The sequence below is a fragment of the Streptomyces sp. NPDC026394 genome, assembly GCF_055567735.1.
Genome location: NZ_JBVHPX010000047.1, coordinates 1 through 20,507 on the forward strand (window position 1 = coordinate 1; position 20,507 = coordinate 20,507).

The 20,507-nt window shown below is 67.1% G+C and carries 23 protein-coding genes and 1 pseudogene; 15 read left to right on the plus strand and 9 right to left on the minus strand.

Features of this window, described 5'->3' with window-relative positions:
- Positions 1 to 229 precede the first annotated feature (229 nt).
- Complete coding sequence (locus ACZ4QV_RS41480) at positions 230 to 535, minus strand: transcriptional regulator (protein ID WP_467764451.1); 306 nt, start codon at positions 533 to 535, stop codon at positions 230 to 232.
- A 4-nt stretch (positions 536 to 539) separates the two neighbouring features.
- Complete coding sequence (locus ACZ4QV_RS41485) at positions 540 to 962, minus strand: hypothetical protein (RefSeq protein ID WP_467764452.1); 423 nt, start codon at positions 960 to 962, stop codon at positions 540 to 542.
- Positions 963 to 1,094: 132 nt separating this feature from the next.
- Between ACZ4QV_RS41485 and ACZ4QV_RS41490 the strand changes: the two genes are divergently transcribed.
- Positions 1,095 to 1,259 carry a hypothetical protein gene (locus tag ACZ4QV_RS41490; protein WP_467764453.1) on the plus strand — a complete coding sequence of 55 codons (165 nt, stop codon included), beginning with the start codon at positions 1,095 to 1,097 and terminating at the stop codon, positions 1,257 to 1,259.
- Between the two features lie 729 nt (positions 1,260 to 1,988).
- On the opposite strand, the gene ACZ4QV_RS41495 is transcribed toward ACZ4QV_RS41490, so the two are convergent.
- The 3 genes from ACZ4QV_RS41495 to ACZ4QV_RS41505 all read right to left on the minus strand — a co-directional run bounded on the left by ACZ4QV_RS41495 (position 1,989) and on the right by ACZ4QV_RS41505 (position 4,183).
- Positions 1,989 to 2,141, minus strand: a complete 153-nt coding sequence (locus ACZ4QV_RS41495) for a hypothetical protein (protein WP_467764454.1) — start codon at positions 2,139 to 2,141, stop codon at positions 1,989 to 1,991.
- A gap of 513 nt (positions 2,142 to 2,654) precedes the next feature.
- Entirely contained in the window at positions 2,655 to 3,581 is a 927-nt protein-coding gene (locus ACZ4QV_RS41500; protein WP_467764455.1) for a GNAT family N-acetyltransferase, read from the minus strand.
- 35 nt (positions 3,582 to 3,616) lie between these two features.
- The gene (locus tag ACZ4QV_RS41505; RefSeq protein WP_467764456.1) at positions 3,617 to 4,183 is read right to left on the minus strand and encodes a helix-turn-helix transcriptional regulator; all 567 of its coding nucleotides are present in this window, start codon (positions 4,181 to 4,183) and stop codon (positions 3,617 to 3,619) included.
- 337 nt (positions 4,184 to 4,520) lie between these two features.
- Between ACZ4QV_RS41505 and ACZ4QV_RS41510 the strand changes: the two genes are divergently transcribed.
- The 4 genes from ACZ4QV_RS41510 to ACZ4QV_RS41525 all read left to right on the plus strand — a co-directional run bounded on the left by ACZ4QV_RS41510 (position 4,521) and on the right by ACZ4QV_RS41525 (position 8,046).
- Positions 4,521 to 4,676 carry a triculamin-like lasso peptide gene (locus tag ACZ4QV_RS41510; protein WP_467764457.1) on the plus strand — a complete coding sequence of 52 codons (156 nt, stop codon included), beginning with the start codon at positions 4,521 to 4,523 and terminating at the stop codon, positions 4,674 to 4,676.
- Between the two features lie 6 nt (positions 4,677 to 4,682).
- Positions 4,683 to 5,969, plus strand: a complete 1,287-nt coding sequence (locus ACZ4QV_RS41515) for an asparagine synthase-related protein (RefSeq protein WP_467764458.1) — start codon at positions 4,683 to 4,685, stop codon at positions 5,967 to 5,969.
- Positions 5,970 to 6,026: 57 nt separating this feature from the next.
- On the plus strand, positions 6,027 to 7,748 hold the full coding sequence (locus ACZ4QV_RS41520; protein WP_467764459.1) for an ABC transporter ATP-binding protein: 1,722 nt from the start codon (positions 6,027 to 6,029) through the stop codon (positions 7,746 to 7,748).
- 82 nt (positions 7,749 to 7,830) lie between these two features.
- Positions 7,831 to 8,046, plus strand: a complete 216-nt coding sequence (locus ACZ4QV_RS41525; RefSeq protein ID WP_467764460.1) for a hypothetical protein — start codon at positions 7,831 to 7,833, stop codon at positions 8,044 to 8,046.
- A 59-nt stretch (positions 8,047 to 8,105) separates the two neighbouring features.
- Here ACZ4QV_RS41525 and ACZ4QV_RS41530 read toward each other — a convergent pair.
- A pseudogene (locus tag ACZ4QV_RS41530) lies at positions 8,106 to 8,797 on the minus strand (HNH endonuclease family protein).
- Positions 8,798 to 8,814: 17 nt separating this feature from the next.
- On the opposite strand from ACZ4QV_RS41530, the gene ACZ4QV_RS41535 reads away from it, so the two are divergent.
- Positions 8,815 to 8,952, plus strand: a complete 138-nt coding sequence (locus ACZ4QV_RS41535; protein WP_467764461.1) for a hypothetical protein — start codon at positions 8,815 to 8,817, stop codon at positions 8,950 to 8,952.
- 73 nt (positions 8,953 to 9,025) lie between these two features.
- Here ACZ4QV_RS41535 and ACZ4QV_RS41540 read toward each other — a convergent pair whose 3' ends face one another.
- Positions 9,026 to 10,294, minus strand: coding sequence for an MFS transporter (locus tag ACZ4QV_RS41540; protein ID WP_467764462.1), 1,269 nt, complete (start codon positions 10,292 to 10,294; stop codon positions 9,026 to 9,028).
- A 54-nt stretch (positions 10,295 to 10,348) separates the two neighbouring features.
- Here ACZ4QV_RS41540 and ACZ4QV_RS41545 point away from each other — a divergent pair, with 54 nt between their 5' ends.
- Positions 10,349 to 10,891 (plus strand): CGNR zinc finger domain-containing protein, encoded by a 543-nt coding sequence (locus tag ACZ4QV_RS41545; protein ID WP_467764463.1) that lies wholly within the window; start codon positions 10,349 to 10,351, stop codon positions 10,889 to 10,891.
- 161 nt (positions 10,892 to 11,052) lie between these two features.
- Here the strand turns inward: ACZ4QV_RS41545 and ACZ4QV_RS41550 are convergent, their stop codons facing one another.
- Complete coding sequence (locus ACZ4QV_RS41550; protein WP_467764464.1) at positions 11,053 to 11,487, minus strand: VOC family protein; 435 nt, start codon at positions 11,485 to 11,487, stop codon at positions 11,053 to 11,055.
- A 194-nt stretch (positions 11,488 to 11,681) separates the two neighbouring features.
- Between ACZ4QV_RS41550 and ACZ4QV_RS41555 the strand changes: the two genes are divergently transcribed.
- The 3 genes from ACZ4QV_RS41555 (at position 11,682) to ACZ4QV_RS41565 (ending at position 13,772) form a co-directional block, all read left to right on the plus strand.
- A complete protein-coding gene (locus ACZ4QV_RS41555) occupies positions 11,682 to 11,936 on the plus strand; it encodes a hypothetical protein (protein ID WP_467764465.1) in 255 nt (84 codons plus the stop codon).
- 150 nt (positions 11,937 to 12,086) lie between these two features.
- A complete protein-coding gene (locus ACZ4QV_RS41560) occupies positions 12,087 to 12,572 on the plus strand; it encodes a hypothetical protein (protein ID WP_467764466.1) in 486 nt (161 codons plus the stop codon).
- 108 nt (positions 12,573 to 12,680) lie between these two features.
- Complete coding sequence (locus ACZ4QV_RS41565) at positions 12,681 to 13,772, plus strand: IS630 family transposase (RefSeq protein WP_467764467.1); 1,092 nt, start codon at positions 12,681 to 12,683, stop codon at positions 13,770 to 13,772.
- A 28-nt stretch (positions 13,773 to 13,800) separates the two neighbouring features.
- On the opposite strand, the gene ACZ4QV_RS41570 is transcribed toward ACZ4QV_RS41565, so the two are convergent.
- On the minus strand, positions 13,801 to 14,157 hold the full coding sequence (locus ACZ4QV_RS41570; protein WP_467764468.1) for a hypothetical protein: 357 nt from the start codon (positions 14,155 to 14,157) through the stop codon (positions 13,801 to 13,803).
- A gap of 189 nt (positions 14,158 to 14,346) precedes the next feature.
- On the opposite strand from ACZ4QV_RS41570, the gene ACZ4QV_RS41575 reads away from it, so the two are divergent.
- The 5 genes from ACZ4QV_RS41575 (at position 14,347) to ACZ4QV_RS41595 (ending at position 20,445) form a co-directional block, all read left to right on the plus strand.
- Positions 14,347 to 14,673 carry a helix-turn-helix domain-containing protein gene (locus ACZ4QV_RS41575; protein WP_467764469.1) on the plus strand — a complete coding sequence of 109 codons (327 nt, stop codon included), beginning with the start codon at positions 14,347 to 14,349 and terminating at the stop codon, positions 14,671 to 14,673.
- Positions 14,670 to 15,428 carry a hypothetical protein gene (locus ACZ4QV_RS41580; RefSeq protein ID WP_467764470.1) on the plus strand — a complete coding sequence of 253 codons (759 nt, stop codon included), beginning with the start codon at positions 14,670 to 14,672 and terminating at the stop codon, positions 15,426 to 15,428. Before ACZ4QV_RS41575 ends, ACZ4QV_RS41580 begins: the two co-directional genes overlap by 4 nt.
- 381 nt (positions 15,429 to 15,809) lie before the next feature.
- On the plus strand, positions 15,810 to 17,033 hold the full coding sequence (locus tag ACZ4QV_RS41585; RefSeq protein WP_467764471.1) for a hypothetical protein: 1,224 nt from the start codon (positions 15,810 to 15,812) through the stop codon (positions 17,031 to 17,033).
- 208 nt (positions 17,034 to 17,241) lie between these two features.
- The gene (locus ACZ4QV_RS41590) at positions 17,242 to 18,738 is read left to right on the plus strand and encodes an IMP dehydrogenase (RefSeq protein WP_467764472.1); all 1,497 of its coding nucleotides are present in this window, start codon (positions 17,242 to 17,244) and stop codon (positions 18,736 to 18,738) included.
- A 1,368-nt stretch (positions 18,739 to 20,106) separates the two neighbouring features.
- Complete coding sequence (locus tag ACZ4QV_RS41595) at positions 20,107 to 20,445, plus strand: hypothetical protein (protein ID WP_467764473.1); 339 nt, start codon at positions 20,107 to 20,109, stop codon at positions 20,443 to 20,445.
- The last annotated feature ends 62 nt before the right edge of the window (positions 20,446 to 20,507 follow it).

Genomic DNA, 20,507 nt, shown 5'->3' on the forward strand with positions numbered 1-20,507 from the left:
GGGCTTCTTACCTGGACGCGTGCGCAAGCGCCGCCCCGAGAAGGGCGGTGCCAGGATGTCGAGGTGTCCGGTCCGGCCCGCGGAGGGCTGTTACTCGTGCTAAGAGCCGGGAGCGTTGACGACAGCGACGGCGTGGTACCGGGCGCTGTCCACCATATGCATTTGGCAGGGGTGAACGTACATCCGCGCCGATGCGGGCCTGCCCATGGGCAGGCCCGCATCGGCGTCATCAAAGGTTGGCCTGGACGACTTGGCGTAGCTGGTTGAGGTAGTCGTCGAACCGTTGGCGTCCTGATTCTGAGAACCAGATTCGGGTCACCGGGTGCCGCCGCTCGCGGAACTTGCCGATCTCGATCAGACTTTCCTTCTCCAGGATAGCCAATTGTCGTGACAGTTCGGCGGTTGACAGGTCGAGGGCCTGTTGTAGGTCGGCAAAGTCGATCTGCTCGACGTGCCTTAGTGTCCCCAGGATCGCCAGGCGAGTGGGAGAGTGGATCACTGTCAGCAGGCGGGTGCGAGGGTGCTCGCCGGTCATCTTGCTAGCGCCTCCACCGCAGGGCAAGGTAGACCATCAAGGACGCGGCTGGCAGAGCCGCTGCCGCCAGCGAAAAGCCAAGCGGTTCCGGACCGCCACCAAGGAGCCCTGCTGTTGACGCACCCAACATCGGCGCCATCAAGAACCGTGCAGCATTCTCCACTTTGGTGTGGGGCCTGCGGCGGGTGGCGCGACCGTGAAACCAGTTCCATCGCAACAGCAAATAAAGTGACGCTACCAGGATCAAGACACCGATCACGGTGGGCACGCCATGAGCGAGGGCAACGGCAAGGCCCGTGTAAAGCGCGGCTACTGACGCTACGCCGAGGATCCGTTCGCGCATGCTGGCGGGTCGGGTGAGCGTCGGGGCGTCCATGATGACTTGCAACTGCTCTGCCGGGTCCATATTGCGTTCCAACAGAATCACCCCTTGTTCACTGTTTCTCAGTGATCCAATAATGGCAGCTAGTTTCCATATATGCAACTACTCGCATTATTGCGATCTTGTCCTGGAGTTGATGCAGTTCTCCGTCCCGAGCGTCCGGCGACCGTGGCCGCGATGCGCGCCGCGCTTACCCACTACAGCGACCATGAGTGGGGCGATCGGCCGCTGTGGTACCGGCTCGCGTACCCGCCGGTGGATCTTTTGGCCGACGCGATGGAGTGGGGTGGCCGGATCCGCGCGTACGCGAACACCTCGTCGGCGCCCTCGCCCGGCACCTGACGTACGGGCGGTACGGGGCCCGCCGACGGGGACGACATTTCCGCGACCTGGTGCTCGCGGAGGTGATCGCGGGCGACCGCAGGTGCCCGCGGGCAATTCGACCGCGCGGCGGACGAAGTCGACCACCACCTCCGGGTACGTCTCCGACTTCGGGAACACCCCATCCGCTGATACGACTTCAGCGCCAGCAGCAACGCGAGCTGATGATCACCGGAGTCCATCCGCTCCTCAGGCATGTTCGCCACGAACCCACCGGGCGATAGCCCACAACAGGAGCCAGCAGCCTCGGGTTCCCGATGAAGGCCCTTCAGTATCTCTGAACTCGTGGGCCTCGGGGGATGAGCTGGGCAACGCCCCGGCCCAGGGCGCGGGGTGCAGGGGTGGTGGTCACTGCATCAGTCTCCCGCCCCTGCCGGAAACGGTGAAAAGAGGCAGCGGGGCGGGGCAGGCGGGCCGGGCCGGGTCGTCACCGGCATCTGGCCGCCGCCGGCCCGGCCCGCCTGGGCCCCGTTCGCCTTGCTCAGAAGCGAGGGCGAGCCGATCCTGCCCCTGCGGCCGAGCCGATATGCTCGTGTGCGGCGGGCCCCGGCACGAGCACGACGAAACTCGGCGAGGCCCGCTCAGCATCCTGAGTGCGTCCGTTGGCCGGGCATGCGGGCGGCCCGGGCAGGCGGGCCTGCCCGGGCCGGCGCTGTTCCTGTGCTTCGGTTCCGCGGTGGTGTGGTCTGGTCAGTCGAGGGCGCCGCCGAGCACCGTCAGCAGCCGGTGCTCGCACTCTCCGGGGCCGTCGACGTGGTCGACGAAGTCGGCGGTCAGTGCGAGCGCGCACGTCATAGCGATCCGCTCGCTGTCGGGGGTCGGCCCGGCCTGCTCCACACGCAAGATCGGGCCATGCAGCGACGATAGCCCGACCTGCCCCGTAGCAGGCCGGGATTAATCGAGCCTGGCCCCGACGGGCGAGAAACCGAAGTGGCGACTCCAGGCTGCCCGGCGGGGCGGGCCCGCGTTCGATGGTTCGTTGCCTACTGGCGCGAGCCCAAACCCCCACCGGCCGGACCACAGCGGATCAGGCTGCGCCCTTGGACCATCCCCACATCCACCGCCTGAGGAATTCACCTGCCCCTGTGAAACGCCTGCCGTCGCACGGCGCCCGATTCCCTGCCCCATCGAAGGCCCGATGATTCAAGCAGCGGACGCACAGCAGGGCCCACGACCGGACGCTGAACAGTTCACTGCGTTGCTGAACTATAGGCCGAACTCTTTACTGCGCCGCTGAACTGTTTCGTGCCGTTCAACACTCGGAACCGTCCGATCGCTGTCATTGGCGTGTCCGGAGCGGCAGTCGGCGCAGCATGGGGTGGCTCACGTTGCGTCGACGATCAGCCCAGGGCCCGATCAAGAGTCATCAGAGACGGCCATATCCTGCGACGTAGGCGGCAGGGTGCTTTCGTCCTCGCTGTGCCGGACATACGACCACAGGTGGTCGACCTCCGTGAAGCCGGTCGACTCGTAGAGAGCATTGGCGGCGGTCCGGTCGCGTTCGCCGCCCGGTGTCTCGTCGTCATCCACATAGAGCACCGCCTGGGTGGCGCCCAGGGCCGCGAGGGCGTCAAGAGCGGAGCCGAGCAACTGCCGCCCAAGGCCCCTTCCTTGTGCGTCGGCGACGACCTCCAGCCAACTGAGGATGCCGATGCCCTGCACCGGGTGGCCAATGACCGCTTCGCCCACCGTGCGGCTACCGTCATGGGCCGTCAGACGCTGAGGCGCCTGTGGATCCGGTTCCGCGGTGATGTGGACGCCCTCAACTGGGGGGTGGCCAGGACGGGGCAGGTCGGCGCGCATGTACCGCCATAGGCGTTCGCCCGTGAATCCGGCGTGCTCAAGCGCTCGGTGGGTCGCCTGCCGGTGGCCCGCCGGCAGGCCCTCTAGACCCTGGGTGAGCGCGGTGGCGAATTGGAAGGCTTCGACGGGGTGGGGAGCCACGGAGGTCAGCACATGAGTGATCAGCGCCTCGGCGACGGAACTGTCCTCGCGGCAGTGCAGCCAGAGGATCACTCCGGTGGCTTCACGAGTGTCGTCCTCGGGACGAACCGACCAGCAGACGGCGCCCAAGAGGTGGCGGCCCGGGCCGAGCGCGACCTGCACCTGCGGCGCTTCGAAGGCGCCCCACCAGTGGTCGTCTGCGGCTGCCCGGCCCTGCAGACTCTGGGTGAGCAGGGATGAGGTGGCGCATGGCTGGCCGGGGAGCCGGTCGGCGTCGATGAGCGCGAGCAGCGCCGTGTGGTCCGCCGTGGTGGAGGGGCGCAGGGTTATGGGAGGCATGGTCTCTACAGGTTCTGTCGGGTGCATCGGTCGTGTCATTCCGCTGTCCGAAGGGTGCCGACGGGGGGTGTCGAGAAGGTCGGGTGCGGTTGGGACGGGGACGCGTCACCGGCTAGCGAGACGATGGTCTCGTGAAGGCGTTTGTGCAGGAGGTCGCCGCTGGGATGATCGGCCATGAGTCGCTGCAGCGCCAGGAGGTCTCCGGTGATGCGACCGGTCAGATGCCGCACTTCGGCCAGTACGTGCGGGGCGACCGCAGGGACAATACTAAGTATTTCGTTGAACAGCGGGAAGTTCTGCGCATCCGACTCGTCGACTTGTTCGCGGGAGAATGGTGCGGCGTTTCTCTCTTCTTGTACCGCGCCCCATAGTGCCATCAGCGCTCCGTCGGCCTGCAGTGATTCGTCACAGCGCAAAGCGAAATCCAGACTCGGCCAGCGCTCGGCTTTCTCGATCCTTGACACGGTCGAGCCGCTGTGCATGACCCGTAGGCCGAGCTCGCGCTGGGAAAGTCCGCACAGTATCCGAATCCTGCGCAGCTCGGCCCCGAACCGGTGCAGCGCGGATGCGGTTGGAGTCAATTCACGTAAGGGGCGTCCCATACCACTCCCTGGCCGTGCGAATGAGCGAAAACGGCGAACCGTCCAGGTTTCCCAGGCGGGCCTTGGTAAAGGTAACGCAATGCCCATGCCGTGACTGCGACGCAGATCACGTTTGCCCGAAGATGGATGACCTTCACCGGTGCCGATGTGCCCGGTCCAAAAAGTGTCCAAGGTGCGGCATCGGCTCTGGAAGGCTCCTGTGGTATTGGGAGGTATTGGACGCTTTCCCAGTCCAATTGCACGGCATTGCCTTTCGGCGGTGCGCTGGCTTCTCATGAATGACGAAGGGCGGCACTCGAAGCCCTTCGTCCCCTCATTGGAAGAAAAAGGAGACAGCATGTCGAAGAAGAGCAAGCCGGGTGACGGGATCCGCGGCAAGGGCGTGCGCGGCCGTTTCATGGCCGAGCAGGTTCAGGTGACAGAGACCGCGGGCTCGATCCGCACCTCGCTGGCCGGCCTCGCCGACGTACTGGGCCGGGAAGCCCGCAAGTAACCGAGAATGGATGACGGCATGCCGCACAAGCGCATCTCCCGGCGCAAGCTGACGCTGTGGTTGACCTGGCCGGCCATCCGGGGCGAGTTCGGCCCGACCAGCCCCTTCGAGGGCGGTCCCGACATGGTGATGGAACCGCCCTGGCCGGCGGGCGACTTCAGCATACACAGCTTGCGCGGCGAGTTCCTCGCCTCGTTACGGCGTGCCGTCGGTGACAGCGAGGGGATCGCGGTCGCCACCTCAGGAGGCCTCGATTCCCTCGCTGTCCTGTCCAACCTGATTCTGGAATACGGCGACCGACGCAAGATCACTGCGGTCGCCATCGAAATGATCGATGACCAGGGGAAATCGAACGTACCCGTGGTCTACGGTCTGCTGGATGGCCTCGGCCTCAAGTGCGAGCTGCGCATCGTTCCCATGACCCGGCGGCCGGCGGGCAAGCCGCAGTGGCACCCGGAAGGGCCACGTCTGGACGCCCTGCCCGACGCCAACCGGATGCTGGTGGAACTTGCCCACGATGCAGGCGCCGACACCCTGCTGACCGGTGACGGCGCCGATGAGCTGCTGGGCAGCGGTCAATACCTGACACCCGCTCTGCTGCGCAACAGAACCTGGCGCACTCTGCGGCGATACTGGAGCGACCATCGCGGCGAATACCAGCCCACCCGGAAACTCGAATCGCTCGCGGTGCTCTCCTACCTCACCACCCGGCGGCGCCGAGCCATGATGTACCTGGCCTGTTCCTGGCCCGAGCTGTGCCGCAACCCGGCGCACCATTTTCTCGCCGAACCCTACCGCGGTATCGCAGGGGAGTGGGCACAGGAATGGACACGGTCGCTGGTGCACCTGCATGAGTCGCACCACGATTCCCTGGCTGCCATGGAGGCATGGAGCGATCTGTACCCACACCAGCGGCTGCGGACCGCCGGCTTGATACGTAACGAGGATCCTTTCCTGGACCCGGCATTCGTCGAACAGGCCAAGCGGCTGCCGCTGCACCGGCGCTACGACGCGCGGTTCCCGTACCCGTACTGGCGGATGAAGTCGCAAGTGGTCAAGCTCATGCCGCCAGCGGCCCTGCCGCACCTCCCGACCACCAAGCAGATCTTCAGCCGGGCCATAGTGAGCCGTGTCGACCCGGCCGACCTGTCGGCCGAACACCTGCTGGACAGTAACATCCTCGCCCCCGGGGCCTTGACAGACGACTTGGACCCCATGGTGGCCACGCGCATCGTGGAGGTCGAACAGTGGCTGTCCGAGGCGATACGGCGCGGCCACGAACTGGTCGACTGACCGTCTGCGCCCCACCGATCTTCCCGGCCGGCCACAGAAATGAAAACCCGCGGAGTTATGGACGAGAAACCGAAAGTCAGCCGTGTCACCTTCCGCACCCTGCTCGTCTGGACACGCGGCAGCCGGCGACGACTGGCCTTCGCCCTGGCCTTCGCGCTGGCCGGATCCGGACTCGGACTGGCCCAGCCGCTGATCGTCAACCGCACCATCGACTCGGCGACACGGGGCCGACCGGTCTTCGGAATGCTGTGCGCGCTCGCCGCTGTCTTCTGCGGGCAGGCCGCGCTGCAAGCCTGGTCCACCTACCGGCTGGACCAGGCGGGCGAGAGCATCGTCACACGATTGCGGCAGGCGATGGTCAACCATCTGCTGCGGCTACGCATGACCGTCTACGACCGTCAGCGTGTCGGCGACCTGATCTCCCGCACCACTACCGACACCACGCTGCTGCGCGATGTCCTAGCCACCGACGTGGTCAACGCGATCGTCAACACCATCGTCGTGGTCGGCGGCGTGGGCATGATGACCTGGCTCGATCCGCTGCTCACCGGCGTGGTCATGATGGTCGTCCTCAGCTCCGGAGCCGTGGTCGCCGTGGTGCTCAAAGGCATCCGCCGAGAGACCATCGCGGCCCAGGAGGCCACCGGCTCCCTCGCCGCCGATCTGGAGCGGGTGCTCAGCGCCATCCGGACCGTACGCATCAGCCGGGCCGTGCCGCGCGAGTCCGCGGCGCTCTCGGAACGGTCCGGCGAGATCTACCGGCACAATGTCCGCGCGGCCCGTCTGACCGCCGTAGTGTCCCCGGCCATCGAACTCGCCGTACAGGGCTCCCTGATTGTGGTGATCGTGGTTGGCCTGGCCCGAGTCGCATCCGGTGACATGGCCGTCGGTGAGCTGGTGGCTTTCCTGCTCTACGTGAACTACCTGGCCGTGCCGATGTCGGGCCTGTTCGACATCGGCCCCGCCCTGCAGACCGGTCTCGCGGCCCTGCAGCGGATTGAGGACGTGCTCGTCCTGCCCATCGAGAGCGACCGGAACAGCCAGCCGCACCGCGCCACCAGTACCACCCCCACCGGGCTGGTGCTGCGCAACCTGACATTCGGCTACACCGACCAGACGGTTCTCGACGGCGTGTCCTTCCACGTCCCCCGCAACAGTTGCACAGCCATCGCCGGCCCTTCGGGCGCAGGCAAGAGCACCATATTCAGCCTGCTCGGGCGCTTCTACGAGCCCACCGCCGGAACGATCACTCTCGACGGCCGCGACGCGCACACCGAGCACACACTCGATCAATGGCGATCCCGCATCGGCTTGGTGGAACAGCACTCCCCGTTGATGTACGGCACTCTCCGCGACAACATCACCTATGCGGCACCGGACGCCGACGAGGCGTGGCTGCACCAAGTGGTGGACATGGCAGGCCTGGCGGGCCTGGTCAAACGCCTGCCCGACGGACTCGACACCGCGGTGGGCGAGCACGGCTCGGCCCTGTCCGGGGGCGAACAGCAGCGCGTGGCGATCGCCCGCGCCCTGCTGGCCCGGCCCGAAATCCTGCTGCTGGACGAGCCGACCTCACACCTGGACGGCGCCAACGAAAACCTGCTGGCCCAAACACTGCACCGGATCTCCACCGGGTGCACATTGCTGGTCATCGCCCACCGGCTGTCTACCATCCGCTCCGCCGACCAAGTCGTCGTACTCACCGGCGGACGCGTGGCAGCCAGCGGCAGTTATGACGAGGTACGCGACAACCTGCCTGCACAACCTGCCGCGGCTTGATGTCCCCACCAGGCTGCGTGTCATGGAAGTGACAAGGGCGCCTGCCAGATTCCCCCGTTTGAGCGCTTATGGTCGCGTTCCGGTGAACGTCCTCGTTCCTCGACTCCGTCCGTGGGTCCGCCATTACGACGCGGGAGCCTTCCTGCGCGAGCAGGACGACAAGAGCAGCCTGCAGGGGCCCGACGCCCGCGCCGAGCAACTTGAGACACGGCTCGGCGACTGCGTCACCGAGGTCGATACCCGCAGGCAGGGAGCTGTCTTGATCCCGGAAAAGTTCCTGACCGAACTCGTCAGCTGACCCGGTACAGACTGCGGTCCTTCGTGCCCAGCACGAAGGACCGCAGGCCCGGCAGGCAGTCACAGGTCGGGTGGCCGTCCCTGCACCAACTGGTATTCGACGTGGGTGTGGCCGCAGCCCGCGGCCAGGCGGCGCAGGGCATCCCGCTCGGTACGGTCGACGGTCAGCGACCAGCGGAGTTTGGTGCCGACCCAGTCGGCGGCGTAGGTGCATCGGGCGTCGGCCAGCGGCGGCAGCCAGGTGGATGGATCCCCTGGTCGGCCTTGGACCGGTTGGTCTTGGCGGTGACCGCGACGAGGGAACGGTCGGCTCCGAGGTCGTTGGCGTACGCCTCGCGGCGTGCTGGCCTCCACTGCGAGGCGCCGGAGTCCCACGCCTCGGCGAGGGGGACCATGTGGTCGATGTCCAGGCCCTTGGGGTCTGTGACGGTCACGCCGTCGTAGTAGGAGAACCAGCGGCCGGAGATGACCTTGCACTTCGGGGCGATTTCGGGGCGCTCGCGGGATTCGGCGATCAGGACTTCGGCCCGGGTGTTGCAGCCGTCGTGGTCGGCGTCGGTCCAGTGCTTGAAGCTGGTGCGCTGGTAGCCGGTGCGGGAATCGGCGGCCAGCGGCAGCGCTTCGATGCCGTCGTGCAGGCTCGCGTACCGGGTGGGCGCGTCGGGCCCGTCGGCCTGGGCCGGGGAGACGGTGGTCAGGGGCAGCAGGGCGAGGGCGGCGCCGGCGAGGGCGCGCGCAGTCATCTTGATCACAGCATCTGGATACCGGCGTGTCCGCCGGTGCACGGCCCGATCAGCCTGTGACCACCCGCGCGGGTGAAGCCCCGCACGGCCTGACGGACGAGAAGCTGGCCCTCGTCATCGCCCTGGCGCTGAGCATGCTGATCGCCCCCGCGATTGCTCGCTGACCTGTGTGCGCCGCGGGCCCGCTGGTTTCGGCCGTGCGGCTACGAGCAGCTCGCGCCGGCAGGCGCGCCTGCATCAGTGCTCGGGTGCTGTTGGCAGTGGGGTGGTGTCGGCGGGGGCGTCGGTGCTTCGGGGTGCGGGGCTGTGCAGGCGTTCTCCGAGCAGGGAGATGACGCCGATCACGGTGGTGGTCAGTGTGCATATGAGGAACGCGGTGCCGGCGGTGGCGGTGCGGAGGATGGCTGCGGACAGCAGGCCGGCCGCGCCGTAGCCGAGGCCTGCGGCAGCGTAGAGGACGGAGAAGCCGGTGGCCCAGGTGCTTTGCGGCAGGCGTTCTTGCAGGGCCAGGTTCCTGATGGTCATCAGGGGGCTGTAGAGGAGTCCGCCGAGAGCGAAGGCGGCGGTGAAACTCCAGGGGCTGGAGGTAAGGCCGGGGAGAGCGAAGGCGGCGGCGGCGACCAGGAGCAGGGCGAGAGTTTGGATGCGGGTGCTGCCGGGCCATCGGCGGCTGCCATACAGGAGCCCGGCGGCCACGCTGGCGACGGCGAACGCGGTCATGACGGGTCCGGCCAGGGCGGGAGAGGCTCCGACGTCCTTGAGGCGGGCGGGCAGGAGGACGTCTGCGGTGCCGATGAGGAACATGATCGATGCGGAGAGCAGGGCGGTGGGCCAGGCCAGCTTGAGCACTGCGCCGGTGCCCACTGATGCTTCCTGCGGGAGGCTGGCTTGCCGGAGCTGGCCGGTGTGGGGGATGCGGTGGGCAAAAAATGCGGGGGCTGCGGACAAGACGGCCATGACGAGGAGCGTGCCGACGGCGGAGAACTGCGCGTACAGCAGTGAGGCCAGGGGCGGTGCGATGGCCCACACGCTTTGGCTGAGGGAGCTTTCCAGGCCCAGTGCGGCCGGGCGCAGGTGCTCGGGGGTGGTGGAGGAAAGCTGGGCGCGCATCCCGCCGGGGGCACCGGAGGCCGCGGCGCCCGCGATGAAGGTGAGGGCGAGGAGTACCGCCACTGGAGCGTCGGAGGCGGTGAGGGCGAGTACTGCGAAGGCGGCGGCCTCGACTCCGAGGGACAGGCGTAGCTGGCGGACGAAGGGTTTGGTGTCGAAGCTGCGCCCTATGACGGGGGCGCCTGCGGCTTCCCCCAGCGCATGGGCGGCGGCGAGCATACCGCCTAGGGCGAAGGATCCGGCGGTGTAGCCGACGAAGACAAGAGCCAGGGGAGCCATCACTACGGGAGCACGTATCAGCAAGGCTGCCAGGTACCAGGTCGTGTGGCCCGGAAGGGACAGGACGTTGCGGAAGGACACCTTCGGAGGCGCCCCGGCCAGCTGCTTACCAGTCATAAAAATAGACGGTAACAGCGGGCGGTCGACTTGTTTACCGCCTATGGTGATGACATGGCTACAACGACGGCGGGACCTGACGCGGAGGAGTTGCGCACCTTCCTCAACAGCTGGCTGATCCCCAACGACACCCGCATCCCCACCGAGACGCTCCCGGAACTGGCTGCGAAGCCCTCGGCCTGGCAGCGCTCCTTCGCACGGCTGCCCGCCCCGGACAGCGGACATGAGGTCGATGAGCTGATGCGGCTGCGCGATGATCTGCGCGCGGACGTTGAAGAACGCGGCAGCGAGCGGCTCGACTCGTGGCTGCAGAGCCACCCGCAGACGGTGCGCATCGAGAACGACAAACTCGTCTACCGGGGGGCTCCCGGCGTCATCCCCGAGTTGCTGCGCCTGTCGGCGCTGCTGGTGGCCGAAGGGCGCTGGCGTCGGCTCCGCACGTGCCCGGACTGCCGCTGGGTCTTCTACGACCAGTCCCGCAACAACTCCCGCACATGGTGCAGCATGTACGCCGGAGAAACCGGCCGGGCCTGCGGCAGCATCGCCAAGGTCAAGCGCATGCGGGCACGCAAGACCACCGCGGAGCAGACCGGTTGACACCGTGGACTCGGTCGTGCCGCCCCCGCCGCCATGCCGGTGCGGGGGACACCGGCATGGGGGTGTTTTCGAGTGCCGTTGATCAGCAGTTGGTGGAGGGTTGCGGAGATCGCTGCCCGTTGTGGTGTCGATCCTTGCCCGAAGTCTGCTGTCTGCCGATCTCAAGCCGAGGCTGCGGCGATGCAGAACTCGTTGCCCTCCGGGTCGTCCATCACAATGTGGTGCCCGTCGAACTCCTCCAGGACGGCCCCGCCTGCCTTCACCAGCCGTTCAGACTCTTCCTTGATCCGCGCCCACCGTTCATCGGGGCTGCCGTGCCCCGGCACCCGGACGTCGATGTGCAGCCGGTTCTTTGCCGTCTTGGGTTCGGAAACCTTGAGGATGGACAGTCGGGGGCCGTCGCCGTCGGGATTGCAGAGCCATGCCCCGTCGTCCTCGGAGTCGTCCTCTGGCAGGTCGAACTGCGCGAGCCACTCCTCTCGGGTCTTGAAGGGATCAGGCGGTGGCTCGTCGATATAGCCCAGTGCCGTCTTCCAGAAACCGGCGAGGAGCTGTGCGTTCGCGCAATCGAGGGTCAGATCGATTCTGGCTGCCATGACAGGACCGTACTGCGCCCCTGTGACAGCGACCGGTCGTTGCCAGTGACCATGATCCGCCGACAGTACTCCCGAAATCGCGGACCCTGCAGCCCCGTTTCGGGGTCTTCTCCTGCAGTGTGGTGTGAACTGTCCAGCAACTCGTCGCCAATGCGGGCGAGTTGGGGTGTTCGCCCCGGGGCGGGAGGCGGTTGATGGCATCGCTGGTGGAGAAGCTGCGGGCGAGGGCGGCAGCCTCGCGCGCCCGGGTGGAGGAGCCGTATGCCGCGCGGATGGTGCTGCTGCACAACCTCACCTCCTTCTTCGGCATCGACGCCCTGTACGAGAAGCACTGGCCGGGCGCCCAGATCTACGCTCGGTTCTGGGATCTGCGCGCGCGGGCGGCCGAGCGCATGCTGCCGGTGCTGGACGAAATCGAGACAGAACTGACCCAGGCCCTGGGCGGGTAGCCGGTCAGCGGCTGGCCGCGGGCTCGGTGCGCTCAAGAACCCGTCTTGAACCCAAATGCTCGACAAGCGGTGGTCGTCTGTGCGATTGCCGTCGTCACGCGGAGCAGGAGCCTTTCGTCCTGTCCGATCTGGCTCTGTCAGGATGTTGTCATGGACCTTGGAGACTCCCTCGCCGCTCTTATGAACTCTCTGGCCGGGGAAGAGAGGGTGTACTCCCGCTGGTGCCGGAGTTCCAGAGCCGATGTTGCGCACCATATCCATGCCCTTGCGAAGGACGCCGAGACCGACTGGGCGCATGAGGCGGTGGACGGGGCCATGGGACCCGCCATGGTCGAGGAGGTCGAGGCGGCCCTCAGCCCGGTGAACCGGGACACCGCGATCGAGTTGATGGTCAACCTCTCCGCTGATGACTTGGTGTTCCCCGGACGAGTGCACCGCGATCGCGCCCATGCTAAGCGGGCCGCGGAAAAGGTGGCATCGATTCTGGGTCCAGGGGCAGAGTGGTTCTCCAACATCAACGGTTCCTGGGAGAACGGCCGCAGCTGGGATGCGGTGACCAGGCATACCTTCGACGGTGTAGTCGCCGGCCGGGGAGGCGGGTTCGTGATCGCCCTTCTGCAAGTCGGCGAGGATTGAGCTGCTTGCCACCAGCCTGAACCACCGGTCAGGCACAGGGCCGTGCTGGACCTGCGGCCGTTTGAGAGGTACTAGTGACCTGAGTCGGAGGTTTGTCGTTGGTTGGGTATGAGTCGTCCGGGTCCGAAGATTGCGCCGTTGTCGGTCACTGATGCCCAGCGGGCTGTGCTGGAAGGCTGGGTGCGTCGGCGTTCGACAGCTCAGGCACTGGCCCTGCGGTCGCGGATCGTGCTGGAGTGCGCCGAAGGCCACTCGATCCTGGAGGTCTCGCGCAGACTGCGGATCGCTGCGGACACGGTCCGCACCTGGCGGCGGCGTTTTCTCGAACGGGGCCTGGACGGCCTGTGCGACGAGCCCCGTCCCGGTGTGCCCCGGAAGATCACCGACGCGGACGTCGAGCGGGTGATCGTCAAGACGCTGGAGGAAACGCCGAAGAACGCCACCCACTGGTCGACTCGGTCGATGGCGGCGGCCACGGGCATGTCGCAGTCGTCGGTCTCGCGGGTCTGGCGGGCGTTCGCCCTGGCCCCGCACCGCACGCAGACGTTCAAGCTGTCCACCGATCCGCTGTTCATCGACAAGGTCCGCGACGTCGTCGGCCTCTACCTCGATCCGCCGGAAAAAGCCCTGGTGCTGTGCGTGGACGAGAAGTCGCAGATCCAGGCCCTGGACCGGTCCCAGCCCGTGCTGCCGATAATGCCCGGGGTGCCCGAGCGGCGCAGTCATGACTACGTCCGGGCCGGCACCACGACGCTGTTCGCCGCCCTGGAGGTGGCGACCGGCAAGGTCATCGGGTCCCTGCACCGCCGGCACCGGGCAGCGGAGTTCAAGAAGTTCCTGGCCAAGCTCGACCGGGACGTGCCCGACGGCCTTGATGTCCACTTGATCCTGGACAACTACGCGACCCACAAGACGCCGGACATCAAGCGGTGGCTGCTGGCCCACTCCCGCTTCCACCTGCACTTCACACCGACCAGTGCGTCCTGGCTGAACCTGGTGGAACGGTGGTTCGCCGAGCTGACACAGAAGAAGCTCAAGCGCGGCGTCCACCGCTCCGTCCAGGCCCTCGAACGCGACATCCGTGCCTGGCTGGCCGACTGGAACGAACACCCCAAACCCTTCGTCTGGACGAAGACCGCCGACGAGATCCTCGACAAAGTCGCCGCCTACTGCCACCGAATCTCTGACTCAGGTCACTAGGAACCTCTGCCGAAATCCGTGCACCAGCTCAGCCAGCGCACCATGGAACACGGCAAGCGTGGGGCGTCATGCCTTCCGGACACAAAGACTTGATCACTGACTTGCGGATCGCTCGCCATGTCCGCAGGGAACACGCCAGGTGGACGCGCAGCTCGACCGCTTCCCGCTCGCCGCTGTTCTGACCAGGATGTTCGATGCGCCACTGTTCCGCCAGAAAATCATACATTTCGGCGGTCGTCAGGTCGCTATCGGGATAGGTGTGCGCAACGTTTGCCTCGATGATCCGGGCGCTCCGGGACCCCACAGTCCGGTCGACGAGTTCCCTGACCCATGCCAGTCCCTGCTCGTCTGCATACAAGCCGAACCTCAGAATTCGCTTCCTCATGATGGCACAAACCTACTGATCGTCAGCCTTCAGCGACAGTGCTTAACCTTCAACGGCACAGGACGTGAGGCAGGCATTGCGAGAGTTCCACTACCCGAGTGCACCATTAGGCGTCTCGGACGAGTACCGCAACCGGCTGGTGCACAAGAAGTTGGGCCAGCGATACCCCGGCATCTGGGAGGACCCGAAGTGATCAAGAAGATGGGCTACCGCTGGAACCTACGCAAGCTCATGGCCGACCGGGAGATGTTCCAGACCACCGACCTGGTGCCGCTGCTGGCCGAACGGGGCGTCAACCTCTCGCGCGAGCAGGTCTTCCGCCTGGTCACACAGCCGCCGCAGCGGATGTCGATGGACACTCTCGCGGCTCTGTGTGGCATCCTCGACTGCCAACCCAACGACCTCATCGAGGTCCAGGTCGTCAACGAAGAGGTCCGCAAGACCGCCGGCGGCGAGACGCCCGGCCCGCTTCCGGCCGTGCGCCGGACCTCGATCCGGCGGCCGGAGGGCCTGTGACCGCACCCTCACCGACCGCCCCGTCGATCGTCGCCCGACTTGCCGCGCAGGCCGCTCGTCTGGAGGCCGCGACGATCGCTGTCGTCGGACACCTTACCTCGGCGCTGCCGTCACTCAGCCGCCAGGAGGCCGAAGCGGCGCTGGTGACCGCGGTGCCGATCCCCGTGCGCGGGGAAGCGCGCTTCCTTGAGGAACTGGCCGAACACCTGGCGACTCACCCTGCGGCGTTGACCTCAGGCAGCTCACTCTGTCCGCCGGTTCTGCTGCGGCTCGCCGAAGTCCTGCGCGACGCTGGGCACCCCGTGATCCGTCCCGGATGCGCCCACTGCGGAACGGTGCGGACCGACTTGCGGCGGCTGCGGCCCGAGGGACGAATATGCGGCACGTGCGATCAGCAGACCCGACGAGCGACCTGCGCACGCTGTGGACACGAGGACGTACGCATCGTCGGCCGCCGATCGGAAGGCCCAATCTGCCACCCCTGCTATCGCGCCGACCCCGCGAAATTCGAGGAGTGCGCCGAGTGCGGGCATCTCGACGCCCCCGTGGTCCGGCGCGACGACGGTCGCGACATCTGCAAACAGTGCTACCGACGCCCGGACCGCACCTGCACATCCTGCGGGGGGACCGCGGCCGCCGCCGTCGTCAAAGGGCGAGGTGCTTTGCCACCACTGCTACAATCAGCAGCGACGCCCCCGCCGCCCATGCGGACGCTGCGGGGAGATCCGTATCATCGCCCGCAACGCCACCGGTGACACCCCGGATCTGTGTCCGAGCTGCTTCCGCGGTCCAGAGGCCCCTTGCTCCCTCTGCGGCCGGGTACTGCCCTGCCATCGCAATGCGGAAGGCCAGCCCGTCTGCGGAACCTGCTACCAGCGAAATCGCACCAATGATACGTGCGCTCGTTGCGCCCGCACCCGGCCGATCACGACACGGTGGCCGATCGGGCCGGTCTGCCAGAGCTGCTACACCGCCGTTCTCCGCTCGCCGGCCGAGTGCCCCCGCTGCGGCACAGTCCAGCCGCTGATCGCGCAGGACGACGACGGCGCCGAGATCTGCGGACCTTGCGTCGGCTTCGCCGCCGACTACACCTGCAACCAGTGCGGCCGGGCCGGCAACCCCCACAGCCGCGGCCGATGCGCCCACTGCGTCCTCAACGAGCGGGTCAACAACCTGCTGGCCGGGCCCGACGGCAAAGTAGTCCGCAGCTGGAACCGCTCGCGACCGCGCTGGCATCTGCCCCCTCACCGTTCCCCGCCATCCAGTGGATCAAGGAAAGTCCGAACACCAAGCTCCTCGCCCGGCTCGCAGCCGAAGGGCACACGCTCACCCACGAGCTGCTGGACGAGCTCCCACCCACCCAGAACCAACGCTACTTCCGTCAACTCCTCGTCCACACCGGCATCTTGGACGCGCGCAACGAAGACCTCGAACGCACCCCTGGCTGGCTGGAACACGAGCTCGCGGACAAGCCGACCGCGCACGCCAATCTCGCGCGTCCCTTCATGCACTGGTTCCTGCTGCGACGAGCCCGCCAACGGGCGGCCATCCGGCGCTACCCCGCCTCCGCAGACCGTGACCTGCACCGCCGCGTCAGCGTCGCCCTGGAGTTCCTGGCCTGGATCGACCAACGCGGCCTGGCCATCGTGGACCTCACCCAGGAGTACATCGACGACTGGATCGCCGGAGCCACCAGCCAACGGCGCTACCTGATCCGCTACTTCCTGAAATGGACCACGAGCCGTCGGCTTACCCGCGAACTGACCGTCCCCTCCATCCCGAGGCAGGAGCCCCAGAACCTGCTCGACGAGGCCGATCGGTGGCCGCTCCTCCAGCGCTGTCTGACCGACGATGCCCTGCCCATGGACGTCCGGGCGGCCGGCGCGATCACCCTGCTGTTCGGCCCGTCCACCGAGCGTCTCTGCCATCTGACGCCTGACCACCTCAAGCACGGCGACAAGCACACCCACCTGGTCCTGGGCCGCCACCCCGTCCTGCTGCCGCCACGGCTCGCCGGACTCCTTCGACATCTCGCCGAACAGCCCCAACTGCGGCCGCAGCTCTCGCGAGTACACCCAGGGCCTCGGTGGCTCTTCCCGGGCATGGTCCCGGGCAAGCCGATCTCGACGCACGGCATGACCCAGAAGCTGGGCCGCTATGGCATCCCGGTCCGCACCGCCCGCAACGCGGCGCTGGCCGCCCTCGCTGCTGATCTCCCCAGCCCGATCCTCGCCGACGTGACCGGGATGCACCGCCATACCGTGCTCCGCTGGGTCGCCTACGCCCGACGCGACTGGGCCGAGTACCTCGCTGCCCGGGCCGAGGACCTGAAGGAACCGTCTGGTGGCGATTGCCGATGAGGGGCACGATTCGTGCTGCGGCTGGCCAATCGATAGGGTGCCAGGTCACGACCGCACCCGTTCGATCCACGGGCCGGTCAGGGCTCTGCCGCAGTTTGTGGCACCTCCACGGCTGCCTTGCCGACCCCTGCCTGCCCGGGCCCTGGGACACGGGGGCGATCTTCACGGCGGGGCAGTCGGGCCCCGGCCGACGGGTCAGGAGGAACGAGTGGCACAGATCATCGCCGAGGTCTCACGGACGTTCAACGAGTTTCTGCTCTTGCCCAACCGGACCCGGACCGACTGCTCGCCCGCGACGGTCGAGCTGCGCACACCCCTGGTGCGGCACATCGTGGGCGAGCCGTCGGCGATCGAGCTGCACTCCCCGTTCACGTCCGCGATCATGCAGGCCGTCAGCACACCGGAACTCGCGATCGCGCTCGCTCGCAACGGCGGTCTGAGCTTCCTGCACCACAACCAGTCGATCCAGGACCAGGTCGCAGCGGTCTGCCAAGTGAAGAACTTCAAGGCCGGATTCGTCACCAGCGATACGAACGTCCGGCCTGATGACAGCCTGGGTCTCCTGGTCGACATCATGCGCCGCACAGGTCACAGCACCGCCGCCGTCACCCACGACGGGACCGCCACCGGACGCCTGCTCGGCCTGGTGACCTCCCGCGACTTCCACCCGCAACGCCACGACCTGGCCGAACCGGTCAGCGGGCGGATGACCGCCATCGCCGACTTGCCCCATGCAGGGCCTGACACCACGCTTTCCGAGGCCAACGCCCGGCTGTGGGACGAACGGCTTGACTGCCTCCCCGTGTTGGACGGCGAGGGCAACCTGCAGCATCTGGTGTTCCGATCCGACTACACGGACAACAAGCGATTCCCCAACCAGGTCGTGGACGCCGCCAAGCGCCTGCGCGTGGGCGCGGGCGTCAACACCCATGATTACCAGGAGCGCATCCCGGCCCTGGTGGAGGCGGGCGCGGACGCGCTGTGCTTCGACTCGTCCGACGGCTACAGCGACTGGCAAGCGCAGGCCCTGACCTGGGTGAAGAAGCACTATCCCGAGATCCCGGTCGGCGGCGGCAACGTGGTCGACGGCGAGGCGTTCACCTTCCTCGCCGAGGCGGGGGCGGACTTCGTCAAGGTCGGTGTGGGCGGCGGTTCCATCTGCATCACTCGCGACCAGAAAGGCATCGGCCGCGGCCAGGCCAGCGCTGTGCTGGACGTCGCAACAGCCCGGGATGCCTTCCGCGAGCGCACCGGCGAGTATGTGCCGATCTGCTCCGACGGTGGCCTGGTCCACGACTACCACGTGGCCCTGGCGCTGGCGATGGGGGCCGACTTCGTCATGATGGGGCGGTACTTCGCGCGCTTCGATCAAGCGGCTGGCGCGAAATTGCCCACCCGCGACGGCTTCGTGAAGGAGTACTGGGGTGAGGGCTCGAACCGTGCCCGTAACTGGCAGCGCTACGGTCAGGGTGGTCAGGGGCTGGTCTTCGAGGAAGGCGTGGACGGCTACGTCCCCTACGCAGGCGACCTCAACGAAGGGCTCGCCCTGACCGTCGCCAAGCTCAAGACCACGATGGTCTCCTGTGGTTCCGCCTCCCTGCCAGAGTTCCAGTCCACGGCCCGGCTGACCCTCGTTTCAGACCAGAGCTTCCAGGAGAGCCACGCCAACGTGACCCTGCGAGACACCCCGCCGACGGTCTCCTGACAAGCCGCCGAGGCCCATCGAGGACTACTGGCCGGAGGGGAATAGTGCACGGCCGGAATAACCCCCTCCCGCCAGTAGTACTCAATCTCAGACGTGGCTGCATCCGAAACGATGCGGCCACCGGCTTTTGGTTGATGGACGGTCTCTACTTCAAGGGCGCCGAGGACGAGAACGGACACAAGCTCCCTGAAGGGAAGGCCAGGCCCGACCCCTGGGTCGTGATCGAGCTTGTCGCCACAGCAGCGCAGATCCTGGAGCGTCTACACCCGAGCCACCTGCTGTTCCCCCGGAAGATCGAGCCCCATCTTCGACGCCCGAGGGGCGGGAAACGCCTGGGAGAGGCACGCGGCGAGCAAGCGATCTCCGAGGACTTGGCCGCATTCAGAGAATGGGTCAACGAGGAATGTCACCGGCATGGCCGCACTGATGCGATTCCCGATGACGGGAGAGGAAACCTAGCACCCAGCCGATTCCGCAGAACATTGGCTTGGTTTATCCGACGTCGGCCCCGAGGGCTGATCGCCGCATCAATTCAGTATGGCCATGCCCAGACTCGAATGCTCCAGGGGTACGCTGCGCCCGGGGTGCGAACCCGCTCTCGGCGGTACGGCTGCCGGGGTTCTTCGCGTCGGCGGACTGCGCCCGTGACGCTGCGGCCGGACTCATGCGCTGGGCCGCGCTGCTCTTCGTCCCGCCGCCCTTTCCGCTGCTGTGCTTGCCCACGATCCTCACCTCCTCCTCCTCCTTTCAGCTCCTCGTTTCCCGGCCGTGCGCAACGCGGCGACCGCCCTGGGGCCGGTGCGCGCCTTCGGCAAGGGGGCGCGCCGAGACCGCGCACCCTTGCCGGCGCGCACGCAGGTTCGGCAAGGGTGCGCGCGCCGTTTCCGCCCGTGGCAAGAGGCGCGCCGAGCCCGCGCGCTCCTTGCCGAGCGCGCATGCGGGTTCCGGCAAGGGGTGCTGTGCTACGGCGCCGGCAAGCGCGCCCGTACGACCAGGCCCTGACAACCCGTCTCGGAACCTTCGAAGGCGAAGGTTGCGAGATGGGGGCTCAGGGAATCGGAGGCTGGCCCTCAGCATCGCCTGCGGAACGCGACCGGCAGAAGTAGTGTCCGGCTTCTACTTCTGCCGGTGGAAATGCCTGGTGCGCCTCGGCGGGGCCTAGTTGACTCAAGGACACGGCAGGCAGAACCGTCCCCGGGTACGCGTGTCGCTGGCATGCCTCCAGCGATGTGTCAGGTCCTGTGCGCCCGTCGGGCGCAAGGCAGCGTGACCGGCGCACCGCAGATACCTGTCACCAGGAGGAAGCGCCGGTTCTGATGTGCCGCTTCGCGCTGCCGTCCCCGTTTCACGACTCAGAGAGAAGCGTTTATGAGTGAACGAGAGCTGTCCCGACGGTCCTTCACGAGGATCGGCGCTGCGGCGCTGGCACTCCCCGCCCTGGGGGCGCTGCAGGGCCTGGACGCTCCGCAGGCCTACGCGGAAACCAATCACCTGTGGTCCGACTTGGACTGGCGCATGGCGGGTTACGAAGAAGAGCGCGGCACCAAGGACGCCGCCCGGCAGGGGTCGCAGTACCAGAGCCTGGTGCGCGGGCTGCGCGACCTCACCAGCCAGCCGATGTCCGGCGCCCAGGGCAACCCTAATACTGCAACGGTGCTTGCCGTGACTGGTGGACAGGATCAGGGGCTGTGCCCGCGTTGCTTGTAGTGACTGTTGCGGGCTTGGTGCTGGCGCCGTCGACGCCAGTGTGACCAGTACAGGATGTGCTC